The organism is Microcystis sp. M090S1, from assembly GCF_020246295.1.
In the GTDB taxonomy this organism is placed as follows: Bacteria; Cyanobacteriota; Cyanobacteriia; order Cyanobacteriales; family Microcystaceae; genus Microcystis; species Microcystis aeruginosa.
This window is the reverse complement of sequence record NZ_JADBTF010000035.1, coordinates 1-16,768: the sequence shown is the minus strand read 5'-3', so window position 1 is coordinate 16,768 and position 16,768 is coordinate 1. Positions and strand designations below refer to the sequence as shown.

The 16,768-nt window shown below is 41.5% G+C and carries 12 protein-coding genes; 1 reads left to right on the top strand and 11 read right to left on the bottom strand.

All coding sequences use genetic code 11. The annotated features are described in order from the left end of the window. Positions 1-29: 29 nt before the first annotated feature. From IM477_RS01490 to IM477_RS01440, 11 genes are all read right to left on the bottom strand, one after another. On the bottom strand, positions 30-2,147 hold the full coding sequence (locus tag IM477_RS01490) for a protein kinase domain-containing protein (RefSeq protein WP_287730243.1): 2,118 nt from the start codon (positions 2,145-2,147) through the stop codon (positions 30-32). Positions 2,148-2,173: 26 nt separating this feature from the next. Then, positions 2,174-3,154 (bottom strand): hypothetical protein, encoded by a 981-nt coding sequence (locus IM477_RS01485; protein ID WP_149978947.1) that lies wholly within the window; start codon positions 3,152-3,154, stop codon positions 2,174-2,176. Positions 3,155-3,185: 31 nt separating this feature from the next. After that, positions 3,186-5,009 carry a protein phosphatase 2C domain-containing protein gene (locus IM477_RS01480; RefSeq protein ID WP_287730242.1) on the bottom strand — a complete coding sequence of 608 codons (1,824 nt, stop codon included), beginning with the start codon at positions 5,007-5,009 and terminating at the stop codon, positions 3,186-3,188. A 64-nt stretch (positions 5,010-5,073) separates the two neighbouring features. Beyond that, entirely contained in the window at positions 5,074-5,637 is a 564-nt protein-coding gene (locus tag IM477_RS01475) for an FHA domain-containing protein (RefSeq protein WP_012266788.1), read from the bottom strand. Positions 5,638-5,725: 88 nt separating this feature from the next. Then, positions 5,726-7,108, bottom strand: a complete 1,383-nt coding sequence (locus tag IM477_RS01470) for a vWA domain-containing protein (protein ID WP_287730240.1) — start codon at positions 7,106-7,108, stop codon at positions 5,726-5,728. A 23-nt stretch (positions 7,109-7,131) separates the two neighbouring features. Then, a complete protein-coding gene (locus IM477_RS01465; RefSeq protein WP_287730239.1) occupies positions 7,132-7,524 on the bottom strand; it encodes a hypothetical protein in 393 nt (130 codons plus the stop codon). 26 nt (positions 7,525-7,550) lie between these two features. After that, positions 7,551-9,725: a VWA domain-containing protein gene (locus tag IM477_RS01460; RefSeq protein WP_287730238.1), complete on the bottom strand. Its 2,175-nt coding sequence runs from the start codon at positions 9,723-9,725 to the stop codon at positions 7,551-7,553. Positions 9,726-9,830: 105 nt separating this feature from the next. Beyond that, positions 9,831-12,023, bottom strand: coding sequence for a dynamin family protein (locus tag IM477_RS01455; protein ID WP_287730236.1), 2,193 nt, complete (start codon positions 12,021-12,023; stop codon positions 9,831-9,833). A 663-nt stretch (positions 12,024-12,686) separates the two neighbouring features. Beyond that, positions 12,687-13,181, bottom strand: a complete 495-nt coding sequence (locus IM477_RS01450) for an ureidoglycolate lyase (RefSeq protein ID WP_287730234.1) — start codon at positions 13,179-13,181, stop codon at positions 12,687-12,689. A 5-nt stretch (positions 13,182-13,186) separates the two neighbouring features. Beyond that, positions 13,187-14,644 carry an efflux RND transporter periplasmic adaptor subunit gene (locus IM477_RS01445; RefSeq protein ID WP_287730232.1) on the bottom strand — a complete coding sequence of 486 codons (1,458 nt, stop codon included), beginning with the start codon at positions 14,642-14,644 and terminating at the stop codon, positions 13,187-13,189. A 294-nt stretch (positions 14,645-14,938) separates the two neighbouring features. Beyond that, positions 14,939-15,541 (bottom strand): GUN4 domain-containing protein, encoded by a 603-nt coding sequence (locus IM477_RS01440; RefSeq protein ID WP_287730231.1) that lies wholly within the window; start codon positions 15,539-15,541, stop codon positions 14,939-14,941. Positions 15,542-15,624: 83 nt separating this feature from the next. On the opposite strand from IM477_RS01440, the gene IM477_RS01435 reads away from it, so the two are divergent. Continuing rightward, complete coding sequence (locus tag IM477_RS01435) at positions 15,625-16,605, top strand: aspartate carbamoyltransferase catalytic subunit (RefSeq protein ID WP_287730230.1); 981 nt, start codon at positions 15,625-15,627, stop codon at positions 16,603-16,605. Positions 16,606-16,768 lie beyond the last annotated feature (163 nt).

The window sequence follows — 16,768 nt, the reverse complement described above, 5'->3', positions numbered from 1 at the left end:
AAGCAAGTCAATTTTACATTTCTTAGCCTTTAAACGTCAGCCTCTGTTAAAGCTTGAGCGAGCATTCTGGATAGATGGGATTTATCTTGTTGATTGTAGAGAGTAATGGCTTGACGATAGTAGGATAAGAGTTCGCGGGCATATTGGATTTGTCCATCGGCAGTTTTTAGATTAAGTAATACCCAGCCTAAATTGTGGTAGGCTTCAGGGTAGTCAGGTTTGAGTTGAATCGCCTGCTCCAGATGAGTTTTCGCTTGTTTCCATTGTCCCAATTGAGCGAGTAATGTTCCTAGTCGATAGGCAATAAAAGGCTCCTCACCATTTTTCTGTAGGTAAGCTTGATAAATTTGAAGGGCCTCCGAGGGATTGTTGAGATGCTCATGACTAATAGCCGTATTGATAAGCACCCAGGGGGCTGCGTTGGGGTGACGACTAGCTTGTTGAAAGCAAGGAAGAGCCTGACTCCATAACCCTTGTTGAGCTTGTTTCCAACCTTTGAAACCCCAAGCAAAGGGATGGTCTTGAATTTGAGTCAGACAGTCTTGAATGCGCCGGTCTAAATCTTGGCTTTGTTGGCTAGTGGTGGCTTTGTCAAGAGCGGCAAGTAGGTAGGGATAAACCCAATATTGAATTTGTTGATTCTTTTGGGAGGGGTTTTGTTTGGATTTAGTAATTGCTTTACTAGCAGCACCAATAGTGGCTTTAAATTGATTTTGATTGAAGGTAATCCAAGCTTGAATTCCGAGAGCAAAGAGATTGTTACTATCAAGTTTTAGGGCTGTGTTGATAGCGGATTCTGCTTCTTGCCAATGACCAATTTTACCGAATGACCAGGCTAAATTCACTTGTATCCAAAGAGCTTGAGGTGAAAGTTTAGCTCCTTGTTGTAGTTGTTGTACGGCGGATTCCCAGTTATTTTGATGGCAATATACCAAGCCTAAAACTCCGTACCCTCTACCATCATTAGGGTTTAGTTGAATTGCTTTTTGGGCAGCAATTTCAGCTTGAGTATCATTAAGATGGATTTGCAATAACGCTTGTTCAACAGCAGCTGCACCATTATTGGGTTCGTTGCTTAAACATTTCTCGTAACTTTGAACTGCTTCGACAAGTTTTCCTTGTTTAACTAACTCTCTTGCTTTTTTTTGTAAAGGAGAAACAAATTGACCTTTGAGCGCATCAATCAGTTCGTCAGCAGTTTGGAAACGATCCTCAACATTAATTCTCATTCCAGTTAGGATAACAGTTTCCATTAAATTAGAAATATCTGGATTGAGTTGTCGGGGTGGAATGAGAGGATCTGATGAACGTTGCTGCAATAATGCACTAGCTCTATCCGGTGCTTCAATTGGTAATTGTCCGGTTAAAAGTTCATAGATTGAAGCACAAAAAGCATAAAAATCCGTGGCAGGAAAACGTTTACTCCTTTGACTATATTGTTCATAAGGAGCATAACCCGGGGTTAAGGTTCTGGTCATGTCTCCTGTTTGACCGGCGATAAATTCTCTCGCCGCACCAAAGTCAATTAAAATCGCTTTATCTTGAGGATCAATTAAAATATTGTCAGGTTTAATATCCCGGTGTAAAAAATTATTATTGTGGACGGTTTTTAAGGCATCAGCAATTTGCAGAAAATAGCGTTTAACTCGCTCTTCAGTTAGCTTTTTTTCTTGGGTCAGGATTTTAAAAAGAGATTTTCCCGCAATAAATTCCATGACAATATAAACTGTATCGTTTTCGTCAAACCAATCATAAATTTTAGGGATATTGGCATGATGACATTTTTGTTGATGGCTGGCTTCTAGCTTAAATTTACTGGTTTGTTGTCGTTTTATTTGAGGAGAAATAGAGGCAGGCCAAATAACTTGATTCCCTTGTCTAGCGGATTTTTCTGGCCAAAGTTCTTTGATAGCCACAGGAGCATTATTCGCTCGATAAATTCCTTTATAGGTAATGCCAAATCCCCCTTCACCCAAAACTTGTTCGATCTGATATTGTCCCTGTTTGAGTAAAGTTCCGATGCTGAGATGATGGAGTGATGTGGTAGTTTTGTTAGGGGATACAGGGGTGAGATTAAAACCACAACTAATACATTGTTGTGTTCCATCGGGATTATCAGTTAGACAGCTTGGACAGAGGATAGACATATTTTTATTGTCTTTGAGACTTATAATTATTGTTGGTTAGGGAAGTTACTCTCATCATTTTCTCTTGCTTCTCTATTTTGAGATTTTTGTTCATCTTCTGGTTGTATACCATGTAAATAATGATCGACTTTATCAACGATAATCTCTCCTTTTTCAAATTTAAAAAGAATTGAACTAGAACTTTTTGACCAAATAGTCTCAAAGTGTTCCGAAATTTCTTTGATAATATCAATATGTAAAATCTCAAAGGCAGGATATTCAAAACCTGCCGAATTTAAACAGTAAATCCAGATCAGTTCTAATTGTTTGCTTGAAAAATAACAAAAGGGTGAGAAAACATCTTTGTGCAGACGAACTTCTAGAGAACCTTGCAATACTTTCCCTGGCAATTCTCTAGATAGCTCTTTTAATAAAGGTGAGAGATTGTTGACTAGGTTTTGTCTATCTCTGTTAAATTTAACATTATTCAAACAATCTAAAAGTAGGGAGTCTGGATGGAGAGTGAGAATTTTAAATTGACAATTATTTTGTAATTTTTCGACAATTACTTTTTTGCCAATCTCATCATCATTCAGAATTCTCACGGTTTCTGATAAGCAAAGCATTTTTATTTGCTCATGGGCATCAAGTTGTCTTAAATTACTTCTAACCATTTCTCTATGAATAGCTACTTTAGGATGAACTGCTTTTAGATATTTAGTAGCTTCGCTCGACTGAAATATTGTTTGTATCTCTTCCAGCATCTCGTTGCGAAAGGCTAATTCAATAGATGATAAAGTAAATGCTAAAACAAAAATAGAAGCATAAAATTCAACACATATAGGGGATATCACACAAGCCCAACTGTTATCCTTGCCACTTTTTTCACACTCTTTATTAAGAATCACCATATCTATTAGCAATAAAATAACAGCGATTGTAGATAGAGAAATGATCAAATTTCTAACTTTTTTACCCAGAGGATAAAAATATTTTAACACTGAAACATTCAAGTTTTTTTGAGACATATTTACACCTCATTGATTGATTAAATATTGTTTAGTTGCCAGAAGTCATAAAACATTGCATAGCTAAAAGCGTTGCATTATCGGTTGCTCCTTGATTAATAACTCTTTGAATGGTTTGATCAACTGCCATTTGTAAAGATTTAAATTGACTAAAAATTTCTGCCAGTTCCTGAGTCGGTACTAAATCCCAAACTCCGTCAGAACAGAGAAGTAAAATATCTTCATTTTCTAAAGTCATTGATAAATTGCTAGTGGTGCGACTTAAATTCTGCACATAGCCTTCACTTAAATGTTTTTTTGAACCGATAGATTTGAGTAAGACATTTCGATCTGGATGGGTTAAACTTTCCTCTTCTGTTATTTCCCCGTTAGCCACTAACATAGCTACCAGGGAATGATCTTCACTTAGTTGTTGAATTTTTCCTTGTCGTATTAAATAAATTCGACTATCTCCCACATGGGCTATCATTAAGCTATCATTGATCGCTAATGCAACACTTAAAGTTGTTCCGCCATTACGAACAGTATCAGCAATAGATATGTTGGCTTTTTGAAATAAATTAAGTAGCCATTCATTACGCTGTTCTCCTGTTTTAAATTCTGAAGGAAGGGGTTCTTGTAATATAGTTTTAACAGCAATTTGACTAGCTACTTCCCCTTGGGACATTCCCCCCATACCGTCAGCTACAACGCCTAAAATGAGGGTTTCTAAATTACTAATTTGTTGTTGTCTTACACCGTAGTTATCTTCATTCTGTAAGCGTTCTGTTGAAAGTCCAACGGTTGAATAACTGGCAATATTCCACTGCACTTTCAGACTCCGCAGTGACTGGCGAGTTTCGATTAATAAGCTGAGAAATTGAGCCAGGGGAAAGCGTTCTTCTGGAAGAGAGGACAAGGCAATTTTCAGCAGTTGATAAAGACGCGGAATCGGAGCAATTTCTAAACTAATAATCTGGTCAGATTGAGGTAATTTTTTATGGGTAGTTTGATACAATAAAGCGGCGATAGTATAACTGCTCATTGATTCATTGATAGAGCGACTTGCCGCAAGTTCAGGAGCGCAATAATCTCCGATAACACCAGAAGTCAGGCTTTCTTCAATTGAGTAAGCGCAGGTTAAGTCAAAGATTTTGAGGGGTTTGTCTATTTCTATAAACTGGGGAAGCAGGTTGATTAAATACCAGTTTTGTTTAGCTATATAAGAAAATAACTGACAAATTTGAATCACTAACGTTAGTGCTTCTTCTTGAGAATGTTCTTCTTTTAGCCAAGCTTCTAAAGTCAAGTTTTCTTGAGGAAATCGCGTTAACAGAAGAAGTTTTTCTGGTTTCGTCTCGTTTTCGACTGCTGTTTCTGGGTAGTATTCTTCTTCTAAATAGTCTGTTTCTGCGGACTGATTTTCTCCAGAATCATCATCTTTTGTTGAAGTAATATTGACAAATTCAGAATCTTCCGAGACTATTTGTTCAGGGGCAATATCTTCATTTTGTTTTTCATCTACCTCCTGGGATTTTTCCTTGATTGATAGGGGATTAATAATAGCTGAATCTACTTGAATATCAGCGATAAGTGGAGCGATTAAGCTGTAGTTTTGAAGAATTTTTCTCAGTTGCAGTTCCCGATCGAGACTACTATTAAGAGAGCCGACACGCAAAAGTCCCAATTGAGAAGATGTTTCGCCCTTTTCCCCATCGAGATCGGCAATGGGTTGAAACTTGACTTTGAAGTAATAAACATCTGCGGTTAATAACCCTAGATAGGCGATAATTTCTATCTGGTAATCTGCCATAGAAAAAGATTCTTTTTCTTGAATAAGCAGGGGGGAGAAGTTTTCGGTAGATGGTGAAGTCATGAGAGGCAGCCATTAAAACTTTAGTCGAACACAATCGGGGTGGGGCTAACCACCCCAAGAAATGTTAAGGAGTTTGGAAAAGAAAGCGAATTTTAGCGATCGCAATCTCATCACCGGAACTGAGAGGGGTTGGGGCAGTTATTCTGGCGTTAAAGCGAGTTTGACCGATGGGTTTAATAAAAACCCCATTCAGAGAACCGAGGTCTTTAATTTTCCAAGTTCCCCCATCGGGATAAATTTCCGCATGGTTGCGGGAAACGGTTTCGTTATCGGGGAATTTTTCTAAGTCCACATCCACAGGTCCGGTGTCCGAGTCAAAGATGCCAATCAAGGTAAAACCATCAATGAAAAATTCAGCAACCGGGGCGTTAGGGTGCTTGGCAATCAGTCGGGCCGTTGTTGTTATTGCCGGAGTAATCGGTTGGGGCAGCGGTTCCGGCGTGAGTGTTATCGTCTCGGCAATCGGTTGGGGAATTGGCATGGGTGTGGGTTCTGGGATGGGATCGGGGATGACAGGTGTGGGAGGTGTAGGTGGTGTCGATGGGGTCAATTCTGCACCACAAGCATCACAGTATTCTGCTCCCTGGGGGTTTTGATCGTAGCCACAAACTTTGCAAACAATAGCCATTGGTTTTTCTCCTTTTTGAGGGATATAAGAGGAATTAATTAGATTGAAATTAATCTTACTGTTGCCTGACTCGGTGCCAGAAGTCTGCTCAAGTACCGGTTAGTTTCCGAATAGTTTCTTCCGAGAGATCGTCGTTGAGGTCATCGCCCATCTTGACAGTTTTTCCTCTCGATCCCATTTTCACGGTTTTGCGGGTTCCAGAGGAAATCTGACGAGTTTTTCGCAATTCTTCAATCCCTTCATTGAGAGATTCGAGCATAGCATCATTGCCAATTTGAACTGTGATACGACGGGCAGTTTCCAGGAGTTTTTCAGCTTGTTGGGGGTTACTCTCTGCCATGCGGGTTGCGTCGTCAACTAATTGGGAAATATTGCGTTGTTGAACGTATCCCATAACTTCTTGATCGACCTGCGCTGTCCCCCCCTGTCCAGGCACAAACTGGACAACAACGTTCTGCGGTAGTAATTCCCCCCGTCGGTTTAAGCCAGGAATGTCATAAGTCAAGCCCAGTTGAGCCAGACGAATTTTTGAACTAGGACGACTATCGATAGCAAATTCTAAGATGAAGATGGTTTCATCCTTTGCTTTGGCGGCACCAATGGGATAGGGAGCTTGATTTAAAGAAAATTCTGCCAAATCGGGATAAACACGGGTAACGCGCAGCAGTTTGACTCCCTGAACAGTTTTTAAGCTGAGGACAAGATTGTTAATCACTTCTTGCTGGGCTTGCTGATAGTCTGCCAGTAGAAGGTTGGGAAGATCGGTAATAGAAACATCGTTACCACTAGCCGTTCCTGGAACAATGTGACGGCAATGCCCTCCCGTCTTGCCGCTTATGTCTGTGAGCAAGTTTTCGTTAAACTCGCCCACACCCAACGCCGTAATCGAAATCCCTTGACTGGCAAATTGTTGGGCTAAGTTTTGGCAATCATCTTCATCAAAGGTGTCGCCATCGGTAAAAATCATGATATGGCGGCTAGTCATGCTTTGATTAGCTAGGAGAGCCAGGGCTTGATTCATGCCTCTTCCCATACAAGTCCCACCGCTAAAATTTCGCAGTTTAGCGATCGCATCTTCCAGTTGACGGGTTTGGGTAACTGGTGTTAAGCCAATCAGAGTAGAGGCTTGATCGTCAAATTGGATCAGGGCAATCCGATCTTCCGGGGTGAAGCGTCCTGAATTAATCAGGGTGCGAAGCGACTCAATAACCATGTCGATTTTGGCAATGCCGCCCACCACTCTCGTGTATTCCTTCCCATCTTGCATATAAGTTTCACCGGTGGGTTGAAAATCGCCGGCCACAATTTCGTACATCGAGCCACTGGTGTCAATTAGAAAGACAAAGGTAGTAGAAGGACGGGTTTGAGCAACTTCTTGGGTTGGTCGCAACTTCAGCATAATAAACAGTCGCTGATCTGGAGTATCGGCCGGTAAAAATTCTCGATGGGGGGTAATAGATACGTTAAGCATTAAAATTTCCTTCAGAGAATAGGTTAAGTGTTGAAAATGTCTTCTAAAGGGGGAAACATTCCCTCCATGGGTTCTATAGCCCCTAAATCGGGGGCAAAAAGAGGGGGTAACTCTTGATTTCCTTCGTCTTGGATGTTTTCAATGTTGGACTCGCTCAGTAGGGGTAAATCTAGGGTCAGGACAGTTTCTCGATAGCCTTCTCGGATATCTTCGACCCAAGCGGCGATAATTTGATTGAGAGGGTGATCGTTGATAGAGCATGAGCTTCTTGCTTGAAAATGTTTTCGGATTGCTTGGCGAATTTCCTTGGTGAAGATAGTTTCAGGATTATTTTCCTGATCAGCGGTTAGATCTAGAGGATAATCATATCTTTCTGGCGAATTTTTCAGGTTAAGAAAGAATTTATAGACTACCATTTGGGCTGCCAAAATAAGATTTAAGATTAATGAGTTGATAGTATTCGATTGGATGGTTCGGGCGATGTTTTTACCTCCAGCGTAATCTGTCCAAATTTCCGGCGATCACCGTCCTTTAATTGATGCTCTAGTTTTTTCATTCCCTTGGCCTGTCCATAAGACGAGTTATACTGCATGATAATGTTTTCCCCTTTTTGAAAAACCTGAGCCGTGATCGGGGCATAACCCTGTTTTTTGGGTAAGTAAATATTGGCTTCCGAGGAACTGCCCAAAATGATCGGGCGAGAGCCTAATAAAAATTCTCGTTGTTCCGTAGGACTCCAATGCACGATCAGTTTAGCTTGTCGAGTCAGCAGTTCCAAAAGAGCGATCATCATGCCAATACAAAAACCTAAAATCGCTGAACCTGCTAAACGTCCGACGATCTCATTACTCGCTCCAGTCAGCAAAACAAAACCCATTCCTCCCATCGCGCCACCGAGAAACCCGCCCAATACCGCCCTGCCGATTTTCAGATTGGGGACAAAACGAGCCATGCCGCCGCCAAGCATTGTCCCTAAAATCGTCCAACCCAGAAGTGGCCCCCCCGTGGCTAGGGTGGGAATGCTTTGAATGAGAAAACGAGAGACAAGGAGTCCTGAGCTACCGGCAACCAATCCAGCAACGATTCCCCCCACTGTACCGATGCTTGTCTCGCCCAGGGAAAGAAGGCGGCGACGACGTTGATAGAGGTTTTGCCCGACAATTAACGCTAAAGAAGCGCCCACAGACAGGATAGCCGTCCAGCCACCCGTCCGCAAGGCATCATAGATAAATCTAAATTGAGGGGTTTGCAGTTGATTTTTAGGAAGAGATTGGCTGAGTAAAGTGTATAAAATTCCTTGATTTTGCTTTTGTTCTCCGATCAGCTGCGAATCATAGATAAGTTTTGCCGCAGATTGAAAGGCTTGGTCAAATTCTCCGGAATTAGCATAGAAGACTTTTTTATCTTCTCCCGTCAGTTGAGTCAGAAAGTTTTGATCGGCATCTCCTGTTCCGACGGCAATAATATTGATTTTTTGGCTCAGAGCAGTTTGACCGATGTTTAGGGTCGCCTCTACAATCGGTTGGCGATCTTCTTCTTTCAGGGTTGTTTCAGCGATGGCTTTACCGATGGTGGGGAGTACACTTTCAAATCCTTGTCGTCCTGCGGCGGTTTCACCGAGTAAGAAGGTTTCTCCAGGTGCGGAGAGTTGCAGTTGTTCAAAAGTAGCGCGATCATCAGGTTGAATGACTAAGTGCAGTTGAGCAATTTGATTTTCCTTTAAAACATTAGTGGTTGCTTCTAAAGAAGGAATTTCTCGATCGGGTATTAAAGGAGGAGCATCAGTAATCAGCAGTATGACTTTGGTTGCATGGGAACGGAAAGGCTGACGGGCAGCTAATGCCAGAGCATCTAAGCTACTTTCTGGCGGATCATTGCCGTTAACCTGTTGAATGCTGCCGATTTGCTCACTAAAGCGATCGCTATCAGGGGTAAATACAGAACCATCAAAATTGAGAATTTGCGGCTCTTCGCCAAATAAGCGATCGCCAAAAGCGATTAGGCCTATTTGAGCATCAAGTTTCCGTTTTTTGAGTTCTTGGGCAAAGTTTTGGATGCCTTGTTGTACTCCGGCGATCTCCTCATTCATACTGCTAGTAACGTCGAGAACAATCATAATATCAATTTGTTCTGGAGAAGGAGCCGGGGCGGGTTGTCCATCTGTAAACAGCAAGATATGACGATCGGAGCTGCTAGACTCTAGTTGCTCAATCGCCGTTGCCAGTCCTAAATCCATTCTTGTCCCCCCACCATCAGATAAATTGTCAATGGCTTGATTGAGGGTGGCTAAATCGGAGGTTAGTCCTGTGCCAATTTGAACCTGACTGCCGAAACCGACCACCGCGAAGCGATTAACCGACCGATCCTGTCGCTCGATAAAGGCTTTAGCGGCATTTTTCGCCTCTTGTAATTTATTGTCATCGTTCATGCTGCCGGAGGTATCAATCAACATTACGACAGATTGAGGATTCTGTTCGACAATCGGCGGACGTTCAGTCACCGTGAGAAAAACCTCTCCTAGTGCGATCGCCGCTACCAAACATCCTCCCGCACCACATAATCCAAAAATTAGGAGTTTTCTGAGATTTCGCCTGATCTGGCCGAATAAGTTCTGCATTTTAATTTCGGGGGACTATATTATCTATTCGCCAGAAGACCTGTGATTTATGCCAAAGCTGTCACAAAAGTACACAAAAAAAGGCATTGCTGAATAAACAGTCAATTAGCGAGTAAATTGTTCAACCTCTACAGGGATTTGTGTTTCTAAACTACTCTTAATTGAGCTTTTTAAAGTAATCAGTTTTTCGTAACTATTAGTGATCGTAGTTTGTTTAGTAACTTCAGAAGCAATAGCCTCATCAAGCTTGATAGTTTGGGCAATTTGACTGGATATTTCATCTTGGCAATCATTAAATAGTTCCAGTAACTTTTCTTCCAAATATTCTGCATGATTTTTCAGGCTATACCAAATATTTGTGTTCAACTCTTTGACAAGTTTTTTTGTGCATTCTTCCAGTTTATCTTTATACATTTTTAGGGCTTGATCTAAACGCTCAGAAAATGTCTGACCACTACAGTCTTTGAGACTCAATCCAATCGTCTCAAGCTCGTCTCCATACTGATAGAATAAAGCATCAGCTAGACCACTTAATCTCATCGAAATATCTCGTTCACAAAGGTTATCTTCTAGTTTTTTTAACACTTCTTCGGGTAAATAACTTAGGTTAATGGTTTGTAAATCACTGAGAAGTGTACTTAATCGCTGGGTAAAAGGAATATCGACTACCGATATTAATTTTTTTCTCATCGATGAAGTCAGTTTGATTTTTTCAGTTACAAAATTAGGTAATCTAGATATATGACCATTAATATCTAGTCCTTCACTCAGATAATTTTTCAGTTCTTTTTTATCTATTTGCATTATTTTTTTGTCAAGTTCTCGAATCACTTCATGGGTGTCAGACTCTTTCCAAAATTGACTATCTTCGTGCGTGCGAATTTGTTGGGAAAATTCTTTAACTTTTTTCTTCAACTGATCTATAAAAAACCGAGATTGTGAACTAACAGCACGTATTTTCATGTCATCTTGAGGATTGGAGATTTGACTATATTGATGATAGGGTTCTTTCAACAATCGCTCTAATTTACGGATAATCTCCAGAAGTTCTTTTCTCGCATCTGCAATAAACTCATCTTTTGCCTCTTTATTCAAATATTTATATAGAGATTCAAGGAATTGGGAAAAGGGAACAATATCCCGGTGATGAAGGAGCAAGTCTTTAGCTTGATCCTTAGAAGGCTCGTTTTCTAAGCCAATTTTTTGCAAATTGTCAAGATGTCCTCGTAATTTTTGACTTTGGTTAATTGTTCCTTGAGCAATTGTCTTTAACAATAAATAGTTGAGGGCAGAAGTCTGAAATTTCCGCTCTTCCTTAATGGTAAAATTATAGTCGCCAACCCTTTGATTAAAGCTATTAATAGTTTCTAGTTTTTGAGTATTATTCGGTAAATCCCATTGATTAATAACCCAAAATGCTCTTTGAATAATCGTTGGATTCTGCTTATTGATTTCAGCTAAAAATTCTATTTCTTTCCCTTGAAGAACATTGAAAGGGTTGATACAAACGACAAAAGCTTTTGCTTTTTCTTTGATGTAGTCTTGAGTGAATTCTTCATGGCGTTTATTGTCTACCCCTAGTCCTGGTAAATCAACCAATACAATGCCGTCCGCAATATTCAAATTTTCTAAAAACACTTCAATTTTATCAACATAAATTGCTCCTTCATAGCCTTCTACATAGTTGCCAAGTTCTGATAGTTGAATTTCTTTTCTTCCTTGATAATCTGGATTTGGATTTACCAAATTTCTTATAAGCAATTTAATTTTGTTTAAAGCTTGTTGATCGATAGAACTTCCAGTTTCTGTTTCATATTGTTTAATGGCTTCCTCAATACTTTGAAAGTGTTTTCCCAGAGGTTCATGAGATTCCCTTGACAGATTTTTACCAATTTTGTGACCAATTTCAGTTATAAAACTATCGTAAAGTATCGTTTGCGCTTTGTCATCCATAAAGTAAATAAAGGCTTGGTCTTTTTCTCCTTTTTTAACGATAGTTGGAAATGCAGTCGTTGATTTATTGGCTTCAGGGAGAATTTCTCGTCCTAAAATTCCATTAATTATTGTTGATTTTCCCGCCGAATAAGAACCGAGAAAAGCGACATGAAATTCTGTTTGTTTCAACTTACTAATCCAGTCTTTTCGTTTTTCAATTGAGGATTTCTCCGTGTCTTTAATAGGTAGATAAGGAAAAACACTCTCATAAATAGCGAAGTACTCCTGAAACTGTTGAATAGTGGATTGAATTTTTTGAGAATTATCCGGAATTTGTTGTGAGTGGTTATTGTGCATGATCATAATGTCAGTCCTCGAAATGATTAATTATTGTCTTGGAGTCATCAAAACTGTGGTATTGAGATACAAAGTTTATCCGATAGATGAGGTAGGTTTTTGCGACTGAAATCCTTACTTCGGCAAGGTTTAATCTATACTTCACCTTTACGAGAAACGCTGTAAACTTCACTCAGTGAGATCTCTGTCACCAGACATCCTGCTGCGCCAAATAATCCAAAGATTAGCGGTTTTTTGCGGTTTCGCCTTAGCTGTCTCAATAAGTTCTGCATTTTGGTTTTGGAGGTGTATATTATATTTTCGTTAGAAGACCTGTGATTTATGCAGAAGTGTTAAAAATTCCGATAGGAATAAGTTATCAGTCATTCTGACTTTTCCCGTTATCTTTTTAGTTGAGCGATCCTTTGATTTCCCCCTATCTCGAAGTCCTCTTCTCTCGTCGCTTATTGTCATTAAGACTAGCTTATTGAAAACTGTGGAGAGCTTGAAACCCTGATTATGTCATCGTTTTCAGACTTAGCGGGAAAAGTAAGATCGGTCATTGACTTGGCATCGACAAAAGGCTTACCTGCTCTACCTTCTGCCCTTTTTTAACTTCATCGAACTCACGTTGTCCCCCTGTCAGCTTTCACCGATATTCAGCAAACCCTAGGTAAAAAAATATTTTTTTCAATCAACAATCTCGAATTCTATTGACTGCTCTTGGGCAAAATTATAAGTAAAATGATCGACAATATTAGTATCGCTCAATTCGAGATTATAAAAATTGATCGCCGGTTGATCAAAAAGTGGGCCAGCGTGCCAAGTTCCCACCTCTAATTTAATAAAACAGTCGCCGGGGATGCGAAAAACCTTTAATTTTTCTAAATCCGGTTGAGGATGAGGACTAGGGGGGGCCACTCCTAAAAACCACTCTTGTCCCCCCAAAGAACCGAGACATTGGGTACATTGACTATGACGAGTAATTCGATTAAATTTACGTCCGCGAGTCTGTAACCGCATAATATAAAAGCGTGGCACCCCGTTTTTTAAATGTAGTTGTGCATCACTTTTATCAAACGGTTTTCCATCATGACTAGAGGTTATTAATTGACCGTAGGGACGGAAACTCTCGGCGGTAATTAGTTGCGCTGACAGGGGACGAACGGTAATCGAATTACTCATAAAAATTACTGCTGACTAACAGTTATAGCTGTACCATCTCGGAGAGAAAGAATATTATTAATAGCAATTCTTTCCCCGGGATTTACTCCAGAAATAACCTGATAAGCTTGCCCTTGAATTGTGCCGACTTGAATTGGTTTTTGTCTGACCACTAAACGCTCCTCGGCATTCTCTTGACCTTCTTTAGCCTTTTCTTTTTCGGCCACAAAAACAAAATTTTGCGCCCCGATGCTAGTCACTGCCGTGGTGGGAATTAATACCCCCGGTTTTTGATCCCAAATTACCCGCGCCCGCACATATTGGTTATTGCGAAGACTGCCATCATTAGTAAAGGAAAATTTCACTAAAACCGATTGGGTAGCTTGGGAAACGGTGGGGGAAATAAAAGTTACTTGACCGCGAACCCCCGCACTGCCATCGGGATTAATAATTTCCACGGGCAGCCCGACGCGCAGACGCGGTTGTAATTCCACGGGAATCTGCACATTTAGTTCCAAAGTTTTATTGTTAGTCAACGAGGTTAATTCTTCACCCAGGGAGATAATATCGCCGACTTTTCTTTGATTAAAATCGCCGACAAAACCATCAATCGGGGCGGTAATGGTGTTAAAAACTAAATTCTGACGCGTCGCCCCTAATTGCCCCTCAGTGCTGGCTACCGCCGCTTGACGACCGTTCACTGTTGCCGCTGCCGCCGCCACCTGTTGCCGTGACGCTAATTCGTTTTGAATGGCGATATTTAATGCTTCTTTGTTTGCCTGTAGGGTAGCTCTAGCCGCCGTCACCTGTTGACGGGCCGCATCACGATTTTTAGACTGGGACTCTACTTCCGCCCTGGCGGCCTGAATGTCGCGGCGGCGATCATCTAAGTCCTGTTGGGGCTGTGCGCCTTGTTTGACCAGAAATTCGGCTCTTTTTAGGTTTTTTTCCGCTAAATCTAAATTAGCTCTCGCTCTCTGTAAATCAGCTTCGGCGGCGCTCAAGGTGGCGATCTGACTTTTAACATTAGCTTCCGCATTGGCCACATTTGCCCGATTCTGGGCAATTTGGGCTTTATTTGCCCTCACTTGCGCTTGTCTTTGCCTTAAATCCGCCTCAGACGCATTGAGATTCGCTTTGGCCGAATTTACCTGGCCGATGCCGGCGTTTACCTGTTGCTGTTGTTGTTCGGGATCCAATTCGGCGATTTTTTGTCCCTGAGTTACCTGATCGCCAGATTTAACGAAAATAGTCCGAATCCGACCGGTAATCTGAGGGGAGACGCTAACACGCTGTTGGGCGATCAAAGTACCCACAAATTCGCTACTTTGCACTAATTTGTCGGTGCCGAGGGTTTGCAGTTTGACGGGAACAGCCGCCGGTCCAGTGGCTTGGGGGGTTTGGGGGGCGCAACCGGTGATAATTAGGGAAACGGCGATCGACGAACCGATCGCTCTCGATACGTTAACGGATCGTTTAATCATTGTTAAATTTAGGGGTTTTTGGCAGAAAAAGTGCTAGTAAATCGGAAAAAAAGGGAAGATGAGGAGAGAAGCTTTTCCTTAAATTTTACTCTACAGAATTGATCAGCGTGATTATTAAACCTCTGGCATAATTAATTTTTGAGGGTTCAAAAACGGCAAAAATAAGGATTAAATTGCCTAAAATCCGTCAATAGACTATTTAATTGATTATTGTTCATTCTTAATTCTACTGACTACTGACTACTGACTACTGACTCCTAACCCTAACAACAATTTTTGATTTTTACAAGAGGTCTATTGTTTGCTTTGCCCTAAGCTAACAATATTACAGGTAACTAATCTTTGGGCGAGGGTGGTGTATTCTAGGCGACCACCGGCGATCTGATATTCGTCCCGGGGCGCCGGCAGATGACCGACGGGAGCATTGAGGGTATAGTTAAGATTTTCTTTAAAAATAATCCAATCACCATCTTTACGCCAACCGATTTGATCGCCAAAAGTTTGAAAATTTTCGATCGCCACTAAGCGCCCCGGTCGATTACCCGTCTCGATAAAAATGCGAAATTGGGTACTGAAACTAAAACGACCCCCGGAAGCTTCTTTCCAGAGTTGATCCATCTTTTGCAGATCCCAACAGGCCAATTTTTGCAGGTCTTCCATGGTAAACCAGCCCTGTAATTCCCGTCCGGTTGCTTTCAGCATTAAATTACGGGTTTCATCGTTAGCTTGCCGCCAATTTTGTTGAGCGAGGAAATTTTTCAGGCGAGTGTAATTAATGCCCGTGGTCGGTGATACCATTTCCCCAGAGGTGGCAGTCTGGGCAACGATCGCCGGCAAGGGATTGAGAAATAAAGCGATCGCAAGAGTGATCTGACAGAAGGAAAAATTAATTCTCATAAACCCTATTTATTAACCTGATGCAAAGAAATCCTAGAATAGCATAGACGAAATTTGCCGTTTTTACCGCCTCCTTAACGCCTATGGCTTTCACTTGGCTCCGACACCACATTTTGGGATTGCAAGACTGGCAACCGGAAGAATACCAAACCCTGCTACAAACGGCCTCTAGTTTTCGTGAAGTTCTTTCCCGACGTACCAAGAAAGTGCCGGCCCTACAGGGACAAGTGGTGACAAATCTTTTTTTTGAACCTTCCACCCGCACCCGTAGTAGTTTTGAACTAGCGGCGAAACGTCTCTCGGCCGATGTTCTTAATTTTGCCCCGGGTAGTTCCAGTTTGACTAAGGGTGAAACGATTCTCGATACCGCTTTAACCTATGTGGCCATGGGTACGGATATCTTTGTCATCCGACATCAACAGTCGGGAGTTCCCGATTTAATTGCCGCAGAAATGGATCGTTTGCAGTCGGGGGTCAGTATTCTTAATGCTGGGGACGGTCAACACGAACACCCCTCCCAGGGACTTTTAGACCTGTTTACGATCTGTTGTCTGTTAGATGAAGACAATCCCCGTTTAGAACTGTTAGAGGGTAAAAAAATCGCTATTGTTGGGGATATACTCCATTCTCGTGTCGCTCGTTCCAATATCTGGAGTTTAACCACGGCTGGGGCGGAAGTACATCTGTCCGCACCCCCCACCCTACTGCCGAAATATTTTGGGGAATTGTGCGATCGCCTATTTCTCCACTGGGATTTAGAACCAGCTTTAGAAAAGGCCGATTTTGTGATGACCCTGCGACTGCAAAAAGAACGCATGACTGCCAATCTTTTGCCCAGTTTACGGGAATATCATCAAAGTTTTGGCATTACTCGTCCTCGTTTGCAATCCTGTCAACCGGGGGTGAAGGTACTTCATCCCGGTCCTGTGAATCGGGGAGTGGAAATTAGTTCCGATTTAATGGACGATCCCGATTTTAGTCTGATTTCCCAACAAGTTACCAGTGGTGTCGCTGTCAGAATGGCTTTGTTATACCTCATTGGTAATCTTCGCGGCGACCGGTAAAAGCTTCTCAGGGATTTGATCTTTTGGGAGCATCTCACTTACGCGATGAGTAATTATACTTAGCCTAAAAGCCACTCTTAATCGTGTCTTGGAACGAAATAGAGGCTTTTAAAGACTGCGTACATGGAGAATTAAAACAAGAATTACCCTCGAAAAGCCTATT

Bases quoted from the DNA above. Each gene is read 5' to 3' on its own strand.
- IM477_RS01465 (WP_287730239.1), bottom strand. From the start codon at position 7,524: ATGGTAGTCTATAAATTCTTTCTTAACCTGAAAAATTCGCCAGAAAGA.
- IM477_RS01455 (WP_287730236.1), bottom strand. From the start codon at position 12,023: ATGATCATGCACAATAACCACTCACAACAAATTCCGGATAATTCTCAA.
- IM477_RS01475 (WP_012266788.1), bottom strand. From the start codon at position 5,637: ATGGCTATTGTTTGCAAAGTTTGTGGCTACGATCAAAACCCCCAGGGA.
- IM477_RS01435 (WP_287730230.1), top strand. From the start codon at position 15,625: ATGGCTTTCACTTGGCTCCGACACCACATTTTGGGATTGCAAGACTGG.
- IM477_RS01485 (WP_149978947.1), bottom strand. From the start codon at position 3,154: ATGTCTCAAAAAAACTTGAATGTTTCAGTGTTAAAATATTTTTATCCT.
- IM477_RS01490 (WP_287730243.1), bottom strand. From the start codon at position 2,147: ATGTCTATCCTCTGTCCAAGCTGTCTAACTGATAATCCCGATGGAACA.
- IM477_RS01480 (WP_287730242.1), bottom strand. From the start codon at position 5,009: ATGACTTCACCATCTACCGAAAACTTCTCCCCCCTGCTTATTCAAGAA.
- IM477_RS01450 (WP_287730234.1), bottom strand. From the start codon at position 13,181: ATGAGTAATTCGATTACCGTTCGTCCCCTGTCAGCGCAACTAATTACC.
- IM477_RS01460 (WP_287730238.1), bottom strand. From the start codon at position 9,725: ATGCAGAACTTATTCGGCCAGATCAGGCGAAATCTCAGAAAACTCCTA.
- IM477_RS01440 (WP_287730231.1), bottom strand. From the start codon at position 15,541: ATGAGAATTAATTTTTCCTTCTGTCAGATCACTCTTGCGATCGCTTTA.
- IM477_RS01445 (WP_287730232.1), bottom strand. From the start codon at position 14,644: ATGATTAAACGATCCGTTAACGTATCGAGAGCGATCGGTTCGTCGATC.
- IM477_RS01470 (WP_287730240.1), bottom strand. From the start codon at position 7,108: ATGCTTAACGTATCTATTACCCCCCATCGAGAATTTTTACCGGCCGAT.